This is a genomic window from Phycisphaerae bacterium (genome assembly GCA_012729815.1).
Lineage (GTDB): Bacteria > Planctomycetota > Phycisphaerae > JAAYCJ01 > JAAYCJ01 > JAAYCJ01.
The window spans coordinates 12,713-28,684 of the sequence record JAAYCJ010000066.1; the positions used below are offsets into that span (position 1 = coordinate 12,713).

Below are 15,972 nucleotides of genomic sequence, written 5' to 3' on the forward strand. Positions count from 1 at the left end.
TGTTAGAAAGAAGGAGACGGCGATGGCGGCGTTGAGCGTGCCTCTGGCGAAACCGAAACCGGACATCGAGCGGATGGTGGCGGTGATCATGGGCGAGCGTCCAGCCGACCCGCCGCCGCTGGTCGAGTACATCATCGACGACGTCCACCTGGAGGCCCTGACCAGGCGCCTGGGCCGCACGTGGGTGCCGCCGGCCGACCCCGGCTTGATCAAAGACGGGCGCTCAGCCGAGGCGTATCTGGACAACTTCATCGAGTGCTGGTACCGCCTGGGCTACGACTACGTCCGGATCGAACGCGGCGCGGGCTTTACCGTGGCGTCCGAGACGGCTGAGGACGAGACCCGTCAGGACCAGCACCGCGGCTGGGTGGACACCGAGCGCGGCCTGATCAGTTCGTGGGAGGACTTCGAGCGCTATCCGTGGCCGACCGTCACCGACGAGAAGCTGGCCGATATCGCGTACGTCAACGACCACCTGCCCGAGGGCATGGGCCTGATCTCGTCGCACGCCGCCAACCAGTACGAGCACCTCTCGTTCATCATGGGCTACGAGAACCTCTGCATCCAGCTCTACGAGCAGCCGGACCTGGTCCAGGCGGTCGCGGACCGGATCGGCGGCATTCTCGAGGAGTTCTACCAGCGGCTGGTGCAGTTCGAGAACCTCGCGGTGGTCTGGCCGGGCGACGACATGGGCTTCAAGACCGCGACGCTGGTCCGGCCGGAACAGCTTCGGCAGTACGTCCTGCCGCACCACAAGCGGTTCGCCGAAATCGCCCACGGCGCGGGCAAACCGTACTTCCTCCACTCCTGCGGCCACGTGTTCAGCGTCATGGAGGACCTGATCGAGGACGTTAAGATCGACGCCAAGCATTCGTTTGAGAACGCGATCCTGCCGGTCGCCGAGTTCCAGAAGCGCTACGGCGACCGGATCGGCGTGCTCGGCGGCGTCGACGTGGACGTGCTGACCGCCCGATCGGCCGACGAGATCCGCAAGGAAACCCGTCGCCTGATCGACACCTGCGGCCCGCGCGGCCGCTACGCGATCGGCTCGGGCAACTCGATCCCGAGTTACGTGCCGCTGGACCACTACCTGACGATGCTCGATGAGGCGCTGAAGCGGTAGGACAGGCGACTCGGCGCCTTGGACGCGGCCATAACAGCGAAAGGTCACTCAAAAACCGGGAACTTGGACCAGTCCAGGCCTTCCGGTTCGGCGCGAGGACGCTCCTTCCGGGCGGCCTCCACTCGGGTACGCAGTGCCCGCGTACGCTTGCGGAAATGCGCGGCTTTCTCCGGTCCGGTCATTGTTGCGATCTCGTCCTGCACCGCCTGTCCGCACTCGTGCATCATTTCCACGCAATCAAACTTCTTCGTCTTCTTCACTGCCAATCACCTCCAACGGCGTCCATATTGCGATGGCCGCATGTCCCTTCAATACATTCACCGCGTTGTACTTCGGGACTTTCTGAAAATGGACAATGTGCTTGAAGTTCCAACTGACCAGAACGCCGCATTTGGCCACCGTCGCCACGGCCACGTGCAGAGCATCGCTGGCGTATCTTTCCGATACGATTCCGGCGGCCAGATACGCGGACTGAAGGCTGATGGCCTCCTCCGTGGCTTCCACCACTTCGGTCCGATCCAGGATCTTGTCGAAAAGGGTCTGGACCTCACTCGGAGCCTTGCGGATTTCTTCTTCCACGAGACCGGACGTCACCAGACAAAATGTTCCGCGATAGGCTTGATCGAAGAAGACACGACTTGCCTCAGCGAACTCCCTGTCAAAGACTCCGCCGAAGACGGACGTGTCGACGTAGATACGAATGACTTCCCTGCCCATCTCTGTCACACCAAGCGCTCTCAAACGATCTCGTCTCCGGTCATACCCCGTCGCCTCATCTGACATACCTATGTGCAACGGGGGCTACAGATTCCCACCGATCATGTGCCACCATTATTAATTCTATGTAAACCAGGGCTTGCTGGCAAGGCCTGATGTCGCCCCACAGGTTCAGGAAGAAGGCCACACCGGAGCGTCGCCGCCGCGAGGCGGGATACGGCGAAATGCCATAGGTTTGATTGCCGATCCGCGGGTCGTTAGAATGGGTTCCGCGGCACGCGGCTGGATCGCGCCCGCCTGTAGTTTATCAGTGAGACGGATGAGGAGACTTCCATGCTGCTGGCGTCTCGTGGATTGACGGAAGGGTATTTAAGCGAGAGCGAAACGTATTCGCTGCTCGAAAAGGCGTTGGGACAGGCGGACCTGGCGGGCAAGAAGGTGCTGGTGCTGATCCCCGACGCCACCCGCTCGTGCCCGCTGCCCATGCTGTTCCGCCAGGTGGTCGAGCTGGCCGGCGCGCGGGCGGCGAAACTCGATTTCCTGATCGCCCTCGGCACCCATCAGCCGATGTCCGAGGCGAGAATCGACGAGCTGGTCGGCCGCAACGATCCCAAATGCCCAGCCGCGTGCAAAAAGATCAAAGTCCACAACCACCTATGGAGCGAACCGGGCACATTCAAGCACTTCGGCACGATCCCAGCCAAGCGGATCGGCCAGATCACCGGCGGCCTGATGAGCCAGGACGTGCCGGTGGGCCTCAACAAGATGATCGAGGATTACGATCAGCTTATGATCCTGGGTCCGACGTTTCCGCACGAGGTGGTCGGCTTTTCCGGCGGCCTCAAGTACCTGTTTCCCGGAATCGCCGACTGGGAGATCATCAACTTCTTCCACTGGCTCGGCGCCGTCATCACGTGCATCAAGATCATCGGCACGATGGACACGCCGGTGCGCGAGGTCATCAACGAAGCGGCGCGGCACGTGCCGCGGCCGATCCTCAACGTCGACCTGGTGGTTCGCGACGGCCGGCTGGCCGGGTGCTTCGTGGGTGAGCCGAAGGAGGCGTGGCGGGCCGCGGCCGAGCTCTCCCAGCGGCTGCACATCGTCTACAAGGAAAAGCCCTACAAGACGGTGCTGGGCATCGCGCCGGAGATGTACGACGATCTCTGGACGGGCGGCAAGGTGATGTACAAGCTCGAACCGATCGTCGCCGACGGCGGCGAGCTGATCATCTACGCCCCGCACATGACCGAGATCTCCTACACGCACGGGGTGCACCTTGACCGGATCGGCTACCACGTGCGCGACTACTTCCTCAAGCGGATGGAGCGGTTCGCCGACGTGCCGGGCGGCGTGACGGCCCACTCGACCCACGTGCGCGGATTGGGCACGTTCGAGAACGGCGTGGAAAAACCGCGGGTCACGGTGACGCTGGCGACGGGAATCCCGCGCGAGCGGACCGAAAAGGTGGCGCTGAACTACCGCGACCCAGCCGGCATCGACGTCGATTCCTATCGCGGCCGCGAGAACGAGGGAATCCTGGTGGTCGATCACGCCGGCGAAGTCCTCCATCGGCTGCGCGAACCGGAAAAACACATCACCATACCCGATTGACGTTCATCCGCCCAGCCGGGCAGGGAATCCTTGCGTTGGCCACGGCGGCTGAACGATAATAACGGCGGTTTTGGGACCGGCTTCCATGGAGGCCGGAGCTGCGCAAATCAGACTTTTTCACGGGGAGATGCGAATATGCCCGGAGAGCTGTTTCAACTGCGGCACAAAAAGGCGCTGGTGACCGGCGGCAGTCGCGGACTGGGTCTGGCGGTAGCCAAAGGGCTGGCCCATCACGGAGCGGACGTGGCCATCGTCGCCCGCGACAAGGAGCCGTTGCGCCAGGCCTATCGCGAGATCGAAAGCTACGGCGGCGGCGCGGTGTTCACCTTCTCGTTCGACCTGCACCACATCGACGGGATCGAGGGATTCTTCGGCGACGTGGTGCGCCAGACCGGCGGGATCGACATCCTGGTCAACTGCGCGGGGATCTCGCGGCGCGGCGCAGCCGAGGAACTGGACCTGGGGCAGTGGAACGAGGTCATGCAGATCAACCTGACCTCGGTCTTCGCCCTCTCGCAGGTGTTCTGCCGGCATCGCAAGGAGTCCGGAGGCGGCGGACGGATCATCAACATGGGTTCGCTGATGTGCCACGGGGCCCGGCCGACCACCTCAGCCTACGCCGCCAGCAAGGGCGGACTGCTCATGCTGACCAAGGCCCTGGCCGTCGAGTGGGCCCAGTACGGCATCAACGTCAACGCGATCGGCCCGGGCTACTTCGACACCGATCTGACCAAGCCGCTGCAACAGGACGAAAAGCTCAACGCGTGGGTCCTCGAAAGCACGCCGCTGGGACGATGGGGCAAACCGGAAGACCTCGTCGGCGCCGCCGTCTTTCTGGCCTCGCCCGCCAGCGAATTCGTCACCGGCCAGATCATCTACGTCGACGGCGGATGGCTGGCCAAACTGTAAGCGGCTGACCGGGCAGGCTCCCGCTCCCTCACGGACGCAGCTCCTCCACGCGCCGCTGCGCCGTCTTCTAATCCCACGTCGGTTGCCAGAGCAGGCTCTGCGGGTCGTTGATGAGCGGATCGGACTGCGGACGCAACTCGGCGTGGGTGTCGAGGAAGAGGAACGGCGCCTTCTCGTTGTGCCGCCAGTTGGGCGTATCGCCGTGGACGGGATCAGCCGGGCCGATCGGATGGAAGTTGCCGTCGTTGGGTCGGCCCTCGCAGATGAACACGATCAGTTGGTCGGGCAGTTGGGTGAACCGGCCGGGCATCGGATAGCTGACCGAGGCGATCGGCCCGGGCTTGGCCACGTGCGACCCGTAGATGAACGCGTTGATGGCGTAGCTGAGCTGCCCGGCGGCGGGATCCGGGTCGCTGGGACAGCGGTAGGTCTCAAGGGATTTGACGTACGGCCACAGCGACCCTTTGCGGACGTCGAAACCGGGCCACCATCCGCCCGCAGGCATCCGTGCCGGCGGCGGTTCGTAAATCCACCCGAACGGGATCCAGCAGCACAGGTAATTCTCCCAGTCGCCGGTGCCGATCACCGCGCGCCCGGCCCAGGTTCCGTAGTGGTCGTCGCCATAGATCAGATTGGCTGAGGCGAGTTGGCGGATCCGGCTCATGCAGACCGCAGCCCGGGCCGATTCGCGGGCGGCGGCCAACGTCGGCAGCAGCAGCGCCACCAGCAGCGCCACGATGGCGACCACCATCAGCAGTTCGATCAGCGTAAACCCATTCCGCGGTCGCTGTCCCGCACGCACGCTCACTCTTTGTGCCTCCCTCGACCGTCGAAGCCGGCGCGGCCTCAGCGTTTGCAGGGTTTTACCCGCACGGCCGAGAGAGGTTGCGAACGGCGGGCCGGCGAAACTCAGTCCGCCGACACGACCTGGTCCTGGTCGGGCGTCCAGGCCTGACTCAGGTGGTCGGTGATCAGCGGGTCGTCGGAGTCCCGCAGCTCGCCGTGGCCGTCGAAGAAGGCGAACGCCGCCTGACCGGCGTGGTACCACTGGATGGCTTCGCCATCAGGGTCCGAGGGCGAGATGGGCGTGAAGCTGCCGTCGTCGCACAGGCCCTGGTCGACGAAGATCACGAGCCGGTCCGACTGCTGATTGAAGCGGCTGGGACGCGGATACGTGATCCCGGCCACCGGCCCGCCCGAAGCGACCGTCAGGTCGTAGAGGTTGGCGTTGACCGCGTAGCTGAGCACCGAACCGTTCTGCGCGTCGCTGGGGCAGCGGTACATGTCGGCGAGCTGGGCGTAGTCAAACAGCGCGCCCTTGGTCAGGTCAAACAGCGGATCGACAACCGAACCGGAGGGAATCCACGAGCAGGCGACGTTGTCGTAGTCCAGAATGGCGTCGTCGGACTTGCCCGCCCACGCCTCGAGATTCTCGCCGCCGTACTGGAGGTTGGCCATGTTGAGCTGGCGGAGATTGCTGACGCAGCTCATGCCGCGAGCCTGCTCGCGCGCCCGATTGAGGCTGGGCAGCAGGATCGCCACCAGAATCGCGATGATCGCGACGACGACCAGCAGTTCGATCAACGTAAAGGCGGGAACTCTCCGTGCGGACGTACTCATAACGCATACCTCCATCTTAAGGTGAGCATTGATTGTCGGATTGTCTGTCGGCCGGCGATCGTTTCACGACGGAGGGAAAGCGCCCGCTCTTTCGAGCGGCCACCTGGATGTCCCACTCCCTCGTGGTCGCGGCTCTCCATCGAGGCGGTTGGGCCTCCTGGTCAGTCGCAACGCTCTGGGGGCTGTGAAACTCTCGTCAGCTTCGAGAACCGGCGGAGGCTCGGTTCTTCTCGCGGCCGCTCGTGCGGCGTTCAGGCAAGCAACTCATAAGGCAAGTTATCTAAGGCAAGCGTATCTTGCAGCGTATAAAAGTATAGTAAGTTTCGTTCTCGGCTCTGTCAAGTGTTTTTTGTGGGACTATTCAGATTCGATCAAATGGCCAAGAACGCCAACGTCCAGTTGTCCCAACGAGTCGACAATGATGTCCGCCTCAACAAGCCTCTCAGCCGGATGCGAACCGGTGACCGCGACCGCTTTCATGCCCGCACGATGCGCCGCCAGAAGACCGGCCGGCGCGTCCTCGACCACGACGCAGCGACCGGGGTGAACGTTAATCTTCGCGGCGGCCGTCAGAAAGACCTGCGGGTCCGGCTTGCCGCGCTCCACGTCGCGGCCGGTCACCACGCCGGAAAAGAAACGGCGGATGTTCAAGCCGTCGAGCACCAGGTCGACGTTCTCCGGCGGACCGGATGAACCGACCGCCATGCAAACCCCCCCGCCGGCCAGATCGTCCAGCAGATCGAACAGGCCCTCGCAGGCAGGAATCTCGTCTCGAATGATCTGGCGATAGAGATGCTCCTTGCGATCGTCGAGCTGCCGCACGCGAACCTCGTCGAGCCCGCCTGGCCACAACTCGCGGAGGATCTCGCGGCTGGTGCGGCCGAACAGCCGGGCAAAGTCGGCCTCGGTCAGCTCCAGCCCGTTTTCGCGAGCCAAAAGCCGCCAGCTCCGAAAGTGCGGCCGGTACGAGTCGACGATCACGCCGTCCATGTCGAAGATCACACCGTACTCATCGCTCATGCTTTCCGCTCCCGCCGACCGCGCTCAATCAGCCGTCTCTTTGTAGATCATCCCGCCCAGCGCGGGACTCGCGAAGTCCTTGACGATGACGTTGGCCCCCAAGTCCACGTGCAACTCGCGCTGGCGCTTGGCCTCGACGGGCAGCCGGCTCATCGTCACGCAACCCAGATCCACGCCGGCTTTGATCTCCGACCGGCCGTCGCCGATGATCAGCACCTCCGCCGGATCGATCGACAACTCCGCCAGAAGCGATTCAATCACTTCATGCTTGGGAAGCTTCCTGTCCCACGACGATCCACGCAGCCCTTCGAACATCTTGCCGGGCCCGACCTCGAAGCCGATCGCCCGCACCTCCTCGTACATGCCGCCGTCCTCGTAGATCACCGCACCGGTCACAAAGTAGTTGACGCAGCCGAGCTCGTGCAGACGCCCGATGAACTCCATCGATCCGGGCACACGCCATTTGGCCGGGTTCTGCCACGCGTCCCGCGTGTTGCGATCGCGGCACGCCCCGTTCAAAATCTTCTCGTACAGCACGAAAAGCCGCGGCGTCCGCTCATTGATGAAATCCAGCAGCGCCGGCGGCTCAACGACGTCGGCAAACCGCTCCTCGCCGTTCCAGATCCGCTTGATGATCACCGAGTTGTGGCGCGCCTGCTCCTCCGTCAGCGCAAAGCCCGCGTCGTCGGGAACGTTGCCCAGTTCGATGGCCCGCCGAATCCCGTATTCCATCTGCGTCAGCGCCGAGAGTCCCGCCGACTCGACGCAGAACCGATCGGTCTCCGGAAGCGGCTCGGCGCCCACGCGGTCGATCAGCTTCTTGAGGTTCTCATCGGAGTCGAAATCGTCGCGCAGACCGCACGTCATCGCCCAGTGAATCGACAGACTCATCACCGGCGGCCAGTCGCGGATCAGGCTGTGCGTGCCGTCGATGTCGTGAATGACGTGCGTGATGGGACGCTTGCCGACCGGATGGATCACCTCGATCTCCGGCGAAGCCACGTGCGTATCGTCGTAGAAGATCATGCCGCCGCCCTACCGCCCCTTTCCCAGGTGCGCCGAGTTCTTCTCGATCAGCGCCACCCGCTGCTGCACGCACTTGTGCGAGAACAGCGGGTCTTCCGGCGTGTTCTTGCAGTAGTCGATCAGTTGGTCCTCGGTGCTCGTGACCACGCCCAGACGGGTGTCCGACTCGCCGAAGTAGATGAAGACCTCGCCGCTGTCCCGCATGGCCGCCCCGCAACTGAAGATGTTGCCCGTCGTGTCGCCGCGCCGCTCGTCGCCGTACGCCGAAAAGAAATGCCCGCCCGGCCGGTAGATGACGCGCGACGGATCCTCCAGGCTGGTCATGAACGCGTACAGCACGTAGCGCAGGCCGCACGACTGATTCCGCACGCCGTGCGCGACGTGCAGCCAGCCGGCCCGCGTCTTGATCGGCGTCGGCCCGCCGCCGTTCTTGGCCTCCTTGACGGTGTGGTAAATCCGCTGGTCGATGATCTTCTCGCTGCGAATCTCCGCGTGCTCGATATCGTCCACCAGCGCCCAGCCGATGCCGGTCTGGCTGCCCGTGTCGATAAACGAATCGGCCGGACGCGTGTAGAAGGCGTATTGGCCGTCGACGAATTCCGGATGCAGGATGACGTTCCGCTGCTGCGGTCCGGACTTCAGATCGGGCAGACGTTCCCAACGCCGCAGGTCCTTCGTGCGGACGATTCCCGCGTCGGCGCGGGCTGCGCTGGGATCGTTCGGCTCCGTCCTGTCCTTGCGCTCGGCGCAGAACACCCCGTAGATCCACCCGTCCTCGTGTTGCGTCAGCCGCATGTCGTAGACGTTCGTCTCCGGATCGTCGGACACTGGAAGCACCACCGGCTTCTCGTGAAACCGGAAGTTGTCCACGCCCGTCTCGCTCTCCGCGATGGCGAAAAACGACTTGCGGTCAAACCCCTCCACGCGAACGACCAGCACGATCCTGCCGTCTTTGACCATCGCGCCGGAGTTGAACGTGGAGTTGACGCCCAGCCGCTGCATGAAGAACGGATTGTCCTTCTCGTCGAAATCGTAAATCCACGTCGGCGGAACGTGGTCGCGCGTGACCGCCGGATGCTCGTAACGAAAGTAAATTCCGTTGCCCGGCAAGACCGGCCGGTTGGGACGCGTGATCAGCTCCTCGTATTGGGCGGTCAACCGAGCCCTTCGCCGATGATAGATCGTATCCGACATCCTGCCTCTCCTGTAAACGGCGCCATTCCGTCGGCCGGACAATCCGGCGATCGCAATTGCGATCCACTGCCCCGCAAAACACCGGACGCATTCTACCCGTCCGTCGCCCTCATGTCCACGTTCCGAGCCCGGCGTCCATGCGGCCACGCCTCAGCGAATGATCGATCAGAACCATGGGCGGGATTCGAAATGCACGCAAGGGACGAACCGCTCGGCGAAGCGAGACGCCGCTCACATGGCGGTCCAGCCGCCGTCGACGGGAATCGTGGCCGCGGTCACGTACGACGATTCATCGGCCGCCAGAAACGCCACCGCGCCGGCAATCTGGTCCGCCTGACCGATCCGCCCCAACGCCGTCCGCGCGGCCAGACGCTGCACGAACTCACCCGCGTCCCGCTGCACCGGCGGCGCGGGAAACGGGCCGGGAGCGACCGCGTTGATGCGGATGTTCCTCGGACCCCAGTGAACGGCTAGGTAACGGACCATCTGGATCAGTGCGGCCTTGCCCGCGCCGTAGTCGATCGGATTCGGCGTCATCGGCGGATGGTACATCCTCGGATTCGGAGCGACCAGGCCGTACATCGACGCGAACATGATGATGCTGCCGCCGGCGCTCATCGCCGCTGCGGACTCCCGGGCGAACACGAAGCTGCCCGTCACGTTCACGCGGCACGAGCGGTCGAATTCCTCAGCCGTCAGGTCCTCCACCGTCTTGCCGGGCGAGTAATACGTGGCGTTGACCGCGATGTCGAGCCGGCCGAAACGCCCGAGAGTCTCCGCGACCGCGGATGCCACCGAAGCCGGCTCGCCGATATCCAATCCGACCGCCGAAACGCGGGCCTCGGCGAACCGGCCACGGATCGCCTCGACCATCTGACCAGCCTTCTCTTCGGACAGATCGGCGACCACCACGGCGGCCCCTTGTTCGACCAGCCCAAGACAGCAGGCGCAGCCGAGATACCCGCCGCCGCCCGCGAACAGCACTACCTTCTTGCTCAAATCAAACATGGCTATCTCGGGACAGAATCAGGATTGATAGTACAGATCGCCCGACCGCCGCAGCTTCAGGAAGTTCTCGTAGAGCCGCCGATACGCCTCGGCCCGCTGCGGATCGGGCTCAAACCGGCCCGCGAGTTTCACCAGACGGCTCGAGGCCTCGGCATAGTCCTTGAACGCGCCGGTCGCGACCGCGGCCATGATCGCCGAACCCGCCACGCCCGACTGCTCGTGGCCAAGCCGTTCCAGCGGCGCATCGAGAATGTCCGCGATCATCCGCGCCCAAACGTCCGAACGCGCCGCTCCGCCCACCACGCGAACCGCCCGCCCGCCCAGTTCCCAGCCGAGCAGCTCGATCAACTCGCGCGTCGCAAATCCCACGCCCTCCGCCGCCGCCCGCAGCATCGCCCACCGGTCGGTCTTACGCGACAGGCCCGCCACCGCGCCGCGATACCGCGCGTTGTTCGGCCACGCGCGACCGTCCAGGTCGATCAGCATCGCCGCCCCGTCGGACCCAACCGGCACGCCCGCGATCCGCTCGAAAACCTGCTCATAACTCAACTCGTCGGCCAGCAGCTTCTTGCACCAGTCGAATGCGCCGCATCCGCTGTTGGTATAGCCGAGCTGATAACTCGCCCCGGGAACCGGATACACGCTGCAGATTCCGTGAAAGCCCTGCGCCGCCGGCAGCCCGCCCGCGGTGAACATCTTGAACCCGATCAACGCGGTGCCGAGCACGACGAGAATCTTCTCATCGTCGTCAATCCCGGCGCCGACCGCGTTGGCCGTTTGGTCGTTGGCCCCGGTGACCACCGCCGCGGTCGCCGGCAGGCCGGTGCGCCCGGCGGCCTCGCGGCTGACCCGGCCGACGACCTGGCCGCTCGGCACGACTGCGGGCAACCGTTCCGGCGAAATCTCGAGCGCTTCGAGCATCGGTTGCCACCACCGCTCTTCCCGCCAGTCGTACAGCCCAGCCATCGCCGCGACGTTGGCGTCCCAGAACGCTTCGCCCGTCAAGTGGCGGATCAGCAACGCGCTGACGTGCAGGAACTGGTGCGCCCGTTCGAACACCTCAGCGTGCCGCCGCCGCAGGTACAGCAGCATCGACGCCAGGTGCCCGGAGTAGAGCTCGTCCATGCCGATCCGCTGAAAAATCTCCTCGCGCCCGAACCGCTGCGTCAGCTCGCGGCCCTCAGCCTCGGCCCGGCCGTCGATCCACGTCCAGGCGTTCTGCAGACATCGACCGTCGCGATCGACCGGCACGAAGCTCTGCCCCTGCCCGCTGACGCAGACGCCGCCGACCCGCGACAGATCGATCCGCCGGCCCAACTCACCCAGCGCCTGCTCGAACGCCTCCAAATACCGCGGACCCGGCAGCTCCGACCAGCCCGCCTGCGGATGGATCAACTCATACCGCGCCTCCGCCCAACCCAGAAACTCCCCGCGCTCCGCGTCGACCGCGCCAAGCTTCAAACCGCTCGTGCCGATATCCACGCCGACAAAAATCATGCCGCACCCTTCAAGCGCCGCCGCCCACGGCGGACCTCTTCCCTTCCAGCTACTGGCTTCTGACTTCGTCTTTCGGTCCGCGTGCTCCGCGTGGTCCGTGCCGCTCCTACAAAGAGCGCCTACTTGGTCGTCACGCGGCAGAACTCGCGAATGAACTCGACCGCCACCGCCGACATCGCCTCGTCGAGCTGCCGACCCGTCTCCTTGGTCGCCGGGGTCGGGTCGCCGTACGCCCCGGTCTGCGACTGCTGAAGACCCCAGGTGCTCCAGACCACCGGCTTCGAGCCGGCAAAACTGTCCGCCGGACAGTACTTGCTGCTGTAGCGCATATGATCGACGTCCTTGGCCTTCGACATGTCGATCGGCCGGCCGTAGTAAAGCATCATCGACGTCTCGTACTCGCCCGCGTGGATCGCGCCGCCCGCCTCCGTCTTGCGGATCTCAGCGAACTTCTTGGCCGCGAACGAAGCCGGCTGAATCACCGCGATCCACACCTTGGCCCGGTCCGCCACGTCGCGAACGAGCTGGCGCATGATCCCGTCGTGATGGCCGTGATTGTTCGACACGACGATCCGATAAAAGCCCATCTGCGCCAGCGATGTCACCACGTCGGTCAACGCCGCCAGCAAAACCTCGGGCCGCACCGAAATCGTGCCCGGCCAAGCCTTCATGATCTCCATCGAATACCCAGCCCACCAGGTCGGCATCACCAGCATCGGCGGATCGCCGGCTTCCTTCTCCCACCGCTGGGCGATCGTCCGCGAGGTGTCCTCCGCGATCATCGCGTCGGCTCCGGTCGCCATGTGCTCGCCGTGCTCCTCGACCGTGCCCACCGGCAGCAGCACCACCGCGCCGCGGGCGATGTAACCCTTCAATTCAACCCAGCTCTTGTCCTGAAAGTAGAAGCTCATCGGTTCACCTTTTCCTTATCAGTTGGTCGTTTATATGCCGTTTCGCCGGACAATCTGGCCCTGGACGATGGTCATCCGGACCTGCTCCCGATCATCGAGGACAACCAGATCGGCGTCAAGGCCTTCGCGGATGCGGCCGATCCGATCGCCCATTCCCAGCGTGTCCGCGATCGTGCGGCTGGCCATCGCGCAGCCTTCGGCCAAGTCGCATCCCAGCACCCACCGGCTCCGCCGGACCCCCTCGTCCATCGTCAACGCCGAACCGGACAGCCAGCCGTGCTCGGCGTCGCGCACCGCGTCATTCGGCCGGATTTCCACCGCCGGCCAACCGGGAATCTCGTACCGACCCGGAGGCAGCCCCGCCCCCACGTTGCAGTCAGTGATGATCGCCAACCGCTCCGCCCGCTTGGCCTTGTACGTGATCCGGGCCTTGATCGGCACCACGTGAATGCCATCACAGATCAACTCGCAGGTCACCCGATCATCCGCCACCAACGCATCATATCCACAAACCGGCCAGACGCCGGGCTCGATAATCTCCGGTAGCTTATCTATTACATTATAAACGTGAGTGCATATCCGCGCCCCCGCGTCGACGGCCGCCTTCATCTGCTCCGGCGTGGCCTTGGTATGGCCCAGCGCCACCACCACCCCCGACGAAACCAGCAGCTCGATAAGTCCGGTAATCTCGGGCAGTTCCGGCGATACCATCATCACCTTGACGTCCTCGCCGCCCGCCGCCAGCAGTTCCCGGCAGTAGCCGAGATCCGGTGGCGAAATCCACTCCGGCTCGATCGCTCCGGGCAAACCCACGAATGGGCCCTCGAGATAAAAACCCAGACACCGGGCCCCGCCGGTCATCCGCTGTTTCTCCAAACGCTTTTGTCCCAAAAGCTTAAGGAACTTGCGACGCTCGGCCACCAACCCCGCGAAGAATCCGGTCACCCCGAACTCTGCCTCGTAACGCCCCAGGTCGGCCAGCTCCGAGCCCACACAGGTCTTGTCCTTGAGGCCATGAAAATGCAGATCGAGAAACCCGGGCGCGACCCTGGCCCCCGCCAGATCGATCCGCTCGCCGCTGGCCCCATCCGCCACGCCGGGACCGGCCTTGCGAATGACAGAGCCTTCGATAACGAGGTCGCCGGGCACGAACCCCTCGTCGGTAAGTATTTGACAATTACTAAATTTTAATGAAGCCATCGATGTCTCCGTCACTGCGACGCCCTTCGGGCCGTCGAGTCATAATGACGAATTCTGCCAACAGGTTTTCAACAAGGCTTCTCCCGCCCTGTCGGAAGGTCATTCTTCCAGGTCGAGGGCCATCTGCTCAGCGGTTTTCGTGCGGTGGTTGCGCTGCCGCGTCGGCTGGGGAATCGTCTTCTCGAAGATATCGCCCTCTTCGAAGTCGTTGATGTCGGTGTGGCCGAGGGCGAGGGTCTCAGCGATGCGGGCCCGGGCCATCCGGGCGTAGTTCTCGGAAAGTTCCAGCCCCAGGTACCGTCGCCCAAGGATCGCCGCTGCGGTGGCCGTCGTCCCGGAGCCGGAAAACGGATCGAGCACCAGGTTGCCGGGGTCGCTCGAGGCCTTGACGATCCGGCCCAGGAGCTTGAGCGGCATCTGGCAGTTATGCCAGCCGACCCGCTCCTTGAACGTGCCGCACACCCGCGAGTACCGCCACACGTCGTCGGGCATCTTGCCCTTGGGGTTGGCCCGCGCGTCGGCGTAGATAAGCTGCCGCGCCGATGGCACGCGGACAGATAAGTCGTTGAAAATAAAGTTCTTGGGGTCGGCCACGAAGTAGAAGATATGGGTGTGGGCCCGGGCGAACTTCTGCTTGGTGGACTGCCCGAAGGTGTAGTGCCAGATGATCCAGTTTCTCAGGTGCAGATCGGCTTTGCGGGCGGCGATCCGGATCTCAGCCGCGAATTCATCCCCGATGGCGATATAGAACGACCCGTGATCGGCCAGGACGCCGCGGCACGCCGCGATCCACCGGTCGGTCCAGGCCACGTAGTCGTCATAATCCTTGTTGTCCCGATAGGTGTCGTACTCATAGCCGATGTTGAACGGCGGATCGGCGAACACCAGATCCACCTTCAGCCCCTCAGCCTTCGCCTGGGTCAGCAACTCAATACAATCGCCGCAGTGAATTTCATCGAGTTTGAGCATGTCGGAGCTACCGTCGCCTCTCCTACCGACCATGATAAGAAAGAAAGGCGAAAAGGCGAAGTCAAAATGCCGCCCGCGGAATACAAAGCCTGGAATCCCGTCATGGCCGGTGCTCCGTTCGCCGACGCCGCCCATTGATCGCCATCGACGCAAGGAGTAGACTGGGCGATACAGGTCCGATCTTGCCGCGGCGAGTGGTATGCACCCTTGAGGCGGCGGTCTTGCGGCGGGATAGCGGCGAAAGGAGGCTGGCGATGGCGGCGAAAGGTGCGCGTCGTTCGTTTGGCGCTCTGGTCCTGAGCCTGACGGCGTTCGCGGTCCTGATCGGCGGGTGCGGCGGGCCGGCCGATGATCCCAACGGCGGTTCGTACACGCTGACGGTGACGGTTTCGCCCGAAAACGGGGGGCAGGTAGCGGTTTCGCCGGAGCAGACGAGCTATGCCTCCGGTGCAACAGTTGCACTGACGGCGACCGCGGCGGAGGGCTACACGTTCGGCGGGTGGACGGGGGACGCGACGGGGTCCGACAACCCGCTGACGGTGACCGTTACGGGGAACATGGCCATCCAAGCCCAGTTCAGTACCGGTACTATCGAACCGAAGATCTCGGACGAGGCCAAGGTGCTGGGGAATGATCTGACGATTACGCAGGATGGGGAAGGCAACCTGGAGATATCAGGCGAGAAGCTTCCGGACCTTCGGCCGGGCAACGTGATTGTAAGTGCGCTTAACGGTGGGGTTTTGGCGCGGGTGCATTCGGTAAGCGAGCAGAACGGCGTGCTGATCGCGACGGTCTCGCCGGCGGCGCTGACCGAGATCATCGAGCAGGGCGAACTGGAGATTCAGCAGAGCTTTTCGCTGTCGGAGGCGAAGATCGAGTACCCAGCCGCGAAAGGCGCGGCGAAGGTCGCGTTCGAGGACGGGGCGTTGGTCCTTTCGGGGCTGGAGGTCGAGATCGAGGACGCGGCGACGGTGAAACTGACCGAGGGGCGGTTCGCGTTCGATCCGGATTTCGACTTCAAGCTGTCGGTGGAGGACTGGAAGGTTCAGCAGTTCCGCTGCGTGGCCTCGGGCCGGATGGAGATCGACGTGGACGCGGAGATCGAGGCGAAGGCGATCACCGACCTGCTGGAGAAGGAGGTGACACTGGCCGAGATGAAATTCC

16 protein-coding genes are annotated in these 15,972 nt (G+C 64.0%); 4 read left to right on the forward strand and 12 right to left on the reverse strand.

The window, feature by feature from the left end; translation table 11 throughout:
• Positions 1 to 22: 22 nt before the first annotated feature.
• A complete protein-coding gene (locus GXY33_04985; protein ID NLX04482.1) occupies positions 23 to 1,123 on the forward strand; it encodes a hypothetical protein in 1,101 nt (366 codons plus the stop codon).
• A 44-nt stretch (positions 1,124 to 1,167) separates the two neighbouring features.
• Here the strand turns inward: GXY33_04985 and GXY33_04990 are convergent, their stop codons facing one another.
• Positions 1,168 to 1,383 carry a hypothetical protein gene (locus GXY33_04990; protein ID NLX04483.1) on the reverse strand — a complete coding sequence of 72 codons (216 nt, stop codon included), beginning with the start codon at positions 1,381 to 1,383 and terminating at the stop codon, positions 1,168 to 1,170.
• Positions 1,361 to 1,825: a type II toxin-antitoxin system VapC family toxin gene (locus tag GXY33_04995; GenBank protein NLX04484.1), complete on the reverse strand. Its 465-nt coding sequence runs from the start codon at positions 1,823 to 1,825 to the stop codon at positions 1,361 to 1,363. The genes GXY33_04990 and GXY33_04995 overlap by 23 nt, the downstream gene beginning before the upstream one ends.
• 348 nt (positions 1,826 to 2,173) lie before the next feature.
• Here GXY33_04995 and GXY33_05000 point away from each other — a divergent pair, with 348 nt between their 5' ends.
• A complete protein-coding gene (locus GXY33_05000; protein NLX04485.1) occupies positions 2,174 to 3,454 on the forward strand; it encodes a DUF2088 domain-containing protein in 1,281 nt (426 codons plus the stop codon).
• Between the two features lie 135 nt (positions 3,455 to 3,589).
• Positions 3,590 to 4,363 (forward strand): SDR family oxidoreductase, encoded by a 774-nt coding sequence (locus GXY33_05005; protein ID NLX04486.1) that lies wholly within the window; start codon positions 3,590 to 3,592, stop codon positions 4,361 to 4,363.
• 67 nt (positions 4,364 to 4,430) lie between these two features.
• Here GXY33_05005 and GXY33_05010 read toward each other — a convergent pair whose 3' ends face one another.
• The 10 genes from GXY33_05010 to GXY33_05055 all read right to left on the reverse strand — a co-directional run bounded on the left by GXY33_05010 (position 4,431) and on the right by GXY33_05055 (position 14,808).
• Positions 4,431 to 5,114, reverse strand: a complete 684-nt coding sequence (locus GXY33_05010) for a hypothetical protein (GenBank protein ID NLX04487.1) — start codon at positions 5,112 to 5,114, stop codon at positions 4,431 to 4,433.
• A gap of 158 nt (positions 5,115 to 5,272) precedes the next feature.
• Positions 5,273 to 5,998 carry a type II secretion system protein gene (locus tag GXY33_05015; GenBank protein ID NLX04488.1) on the reverse strand — a complete coding sequence of 242 codons (726 nt, stop codon included), beginning with the start codon at positions 5,996 to 5,998 and terminating at the stop codon, positions 5,273 to 5,275.
• Positions 5,999 to 6,340: 342 nt separating this feature from the next.
• Complete coding sequence (locus tag GXY33_05020; GenBank protein ID NLX04489.1) at positions 6,341 to 7,003, reverse strand: HAD family phosphatase; 663 nt, start codon at positions 7,001 to 7,003, stop codon at positions 6,341 to 6,343.
• Between the two features lie 24 nt (positions 7,004 to 7,027).
• Positions 7,028 to 8,029 carry an HAD family hydrolase gene (locus GXY33_05025; GenBank protein ID NLX04490.1) on the reverse strand — a complete coding sequence of 334 codons (1,002 nt, stop codon included), beginning with the start codon at positions 8,027 to 8,029 and terminating at the stop codon, positions 7,028 to 7,030.
• A 9-nt stretch (positions 8,030 to 8,038) separates the two neighbouring features.
• Positions 8,039 to 9,223: a glycosidase gene (locus GXY33_05030; protein NLX04491.1), complete on the reverse strand. Its 1,185-nt coding sequence runs from the start codon at positions 9,221 to 9,223 to the stop codon at positions 8,039 to 8,041.
• A gap of 231 nt (positions 9,224 to 9,454) precedes the next feature.
• Positions 9,455 to 10,231, reverse strand: coding sequence for an SDR family oxidoreductase (locus tag GXY33_05035; protein ID NLX04492.1), 777 nt, complete (start codon positions 10,229 to 10,231; stop codon positions 9,455 to 9,457).
• Positions 10,232 to 10,249: 18 nt separating this feature from the next.
• Complete coding sequence (locus GXY33_05040) at positions 10,250 to 11,728, reverse strand: hypothetical protein (GenBank protein ID NLX04493.1); 1,479 nt, start codon at positions 11,726 to 11,728, stop codon at positions 10,250 to 10,252.
• Positions 11,729 to 11,847: 119 nt separating this feature from the next.
• A complete protein-coding gene (locus GXY33_05045) occupies positions 11,848 to 12,639 on the reverse strand; it encodes a creatininase family protein (GenBank protein ID NLX04494.1) in 792 nt (263 codons plus the stop codon).
• Positions 12,640 to 12,669: 30 nt separating this feature from the next.
• Positions 12,670 to 13,839: an amidohydrolase family protein gene (locus tag GXY33_05050; GenBank protein ID NLX04495.1), complete on the reverse strand. Its 1,170-nt coding sequence runs from the start codon at positions 13,837 to 13,839 to the stop codon at positions 12,670 to 12,672.
• 99 nt (positions 13,840 to 13,938) lie between these two features.
• The gene (locus GXY33_05055) at positions 13,939 to 14,808 is read right to left on the reverse strand and encodes a site-specific DNA-methyltransferase (protein ID NLX04496.1); all 870 of its coding nucleotides are present in this window, start codon (positions 14,806 to 14,808) and stop codon (positions 13,939 to 13,941) included.
• A gap of 254 nt (positions 14,809 to 15,062) precedes the next feature.
• Here GXY33_05055 and GXY33_05060 point away from each other — a divergent pair.
• Positions 15,063 to 15,972, forward strand: a 910-nt coding sequence (locus GXY33_05060) for an InlB B-repeat-containing protein (protein ID NLX04497.1), incomplete at its 3' end; no start/stop codon positions are given.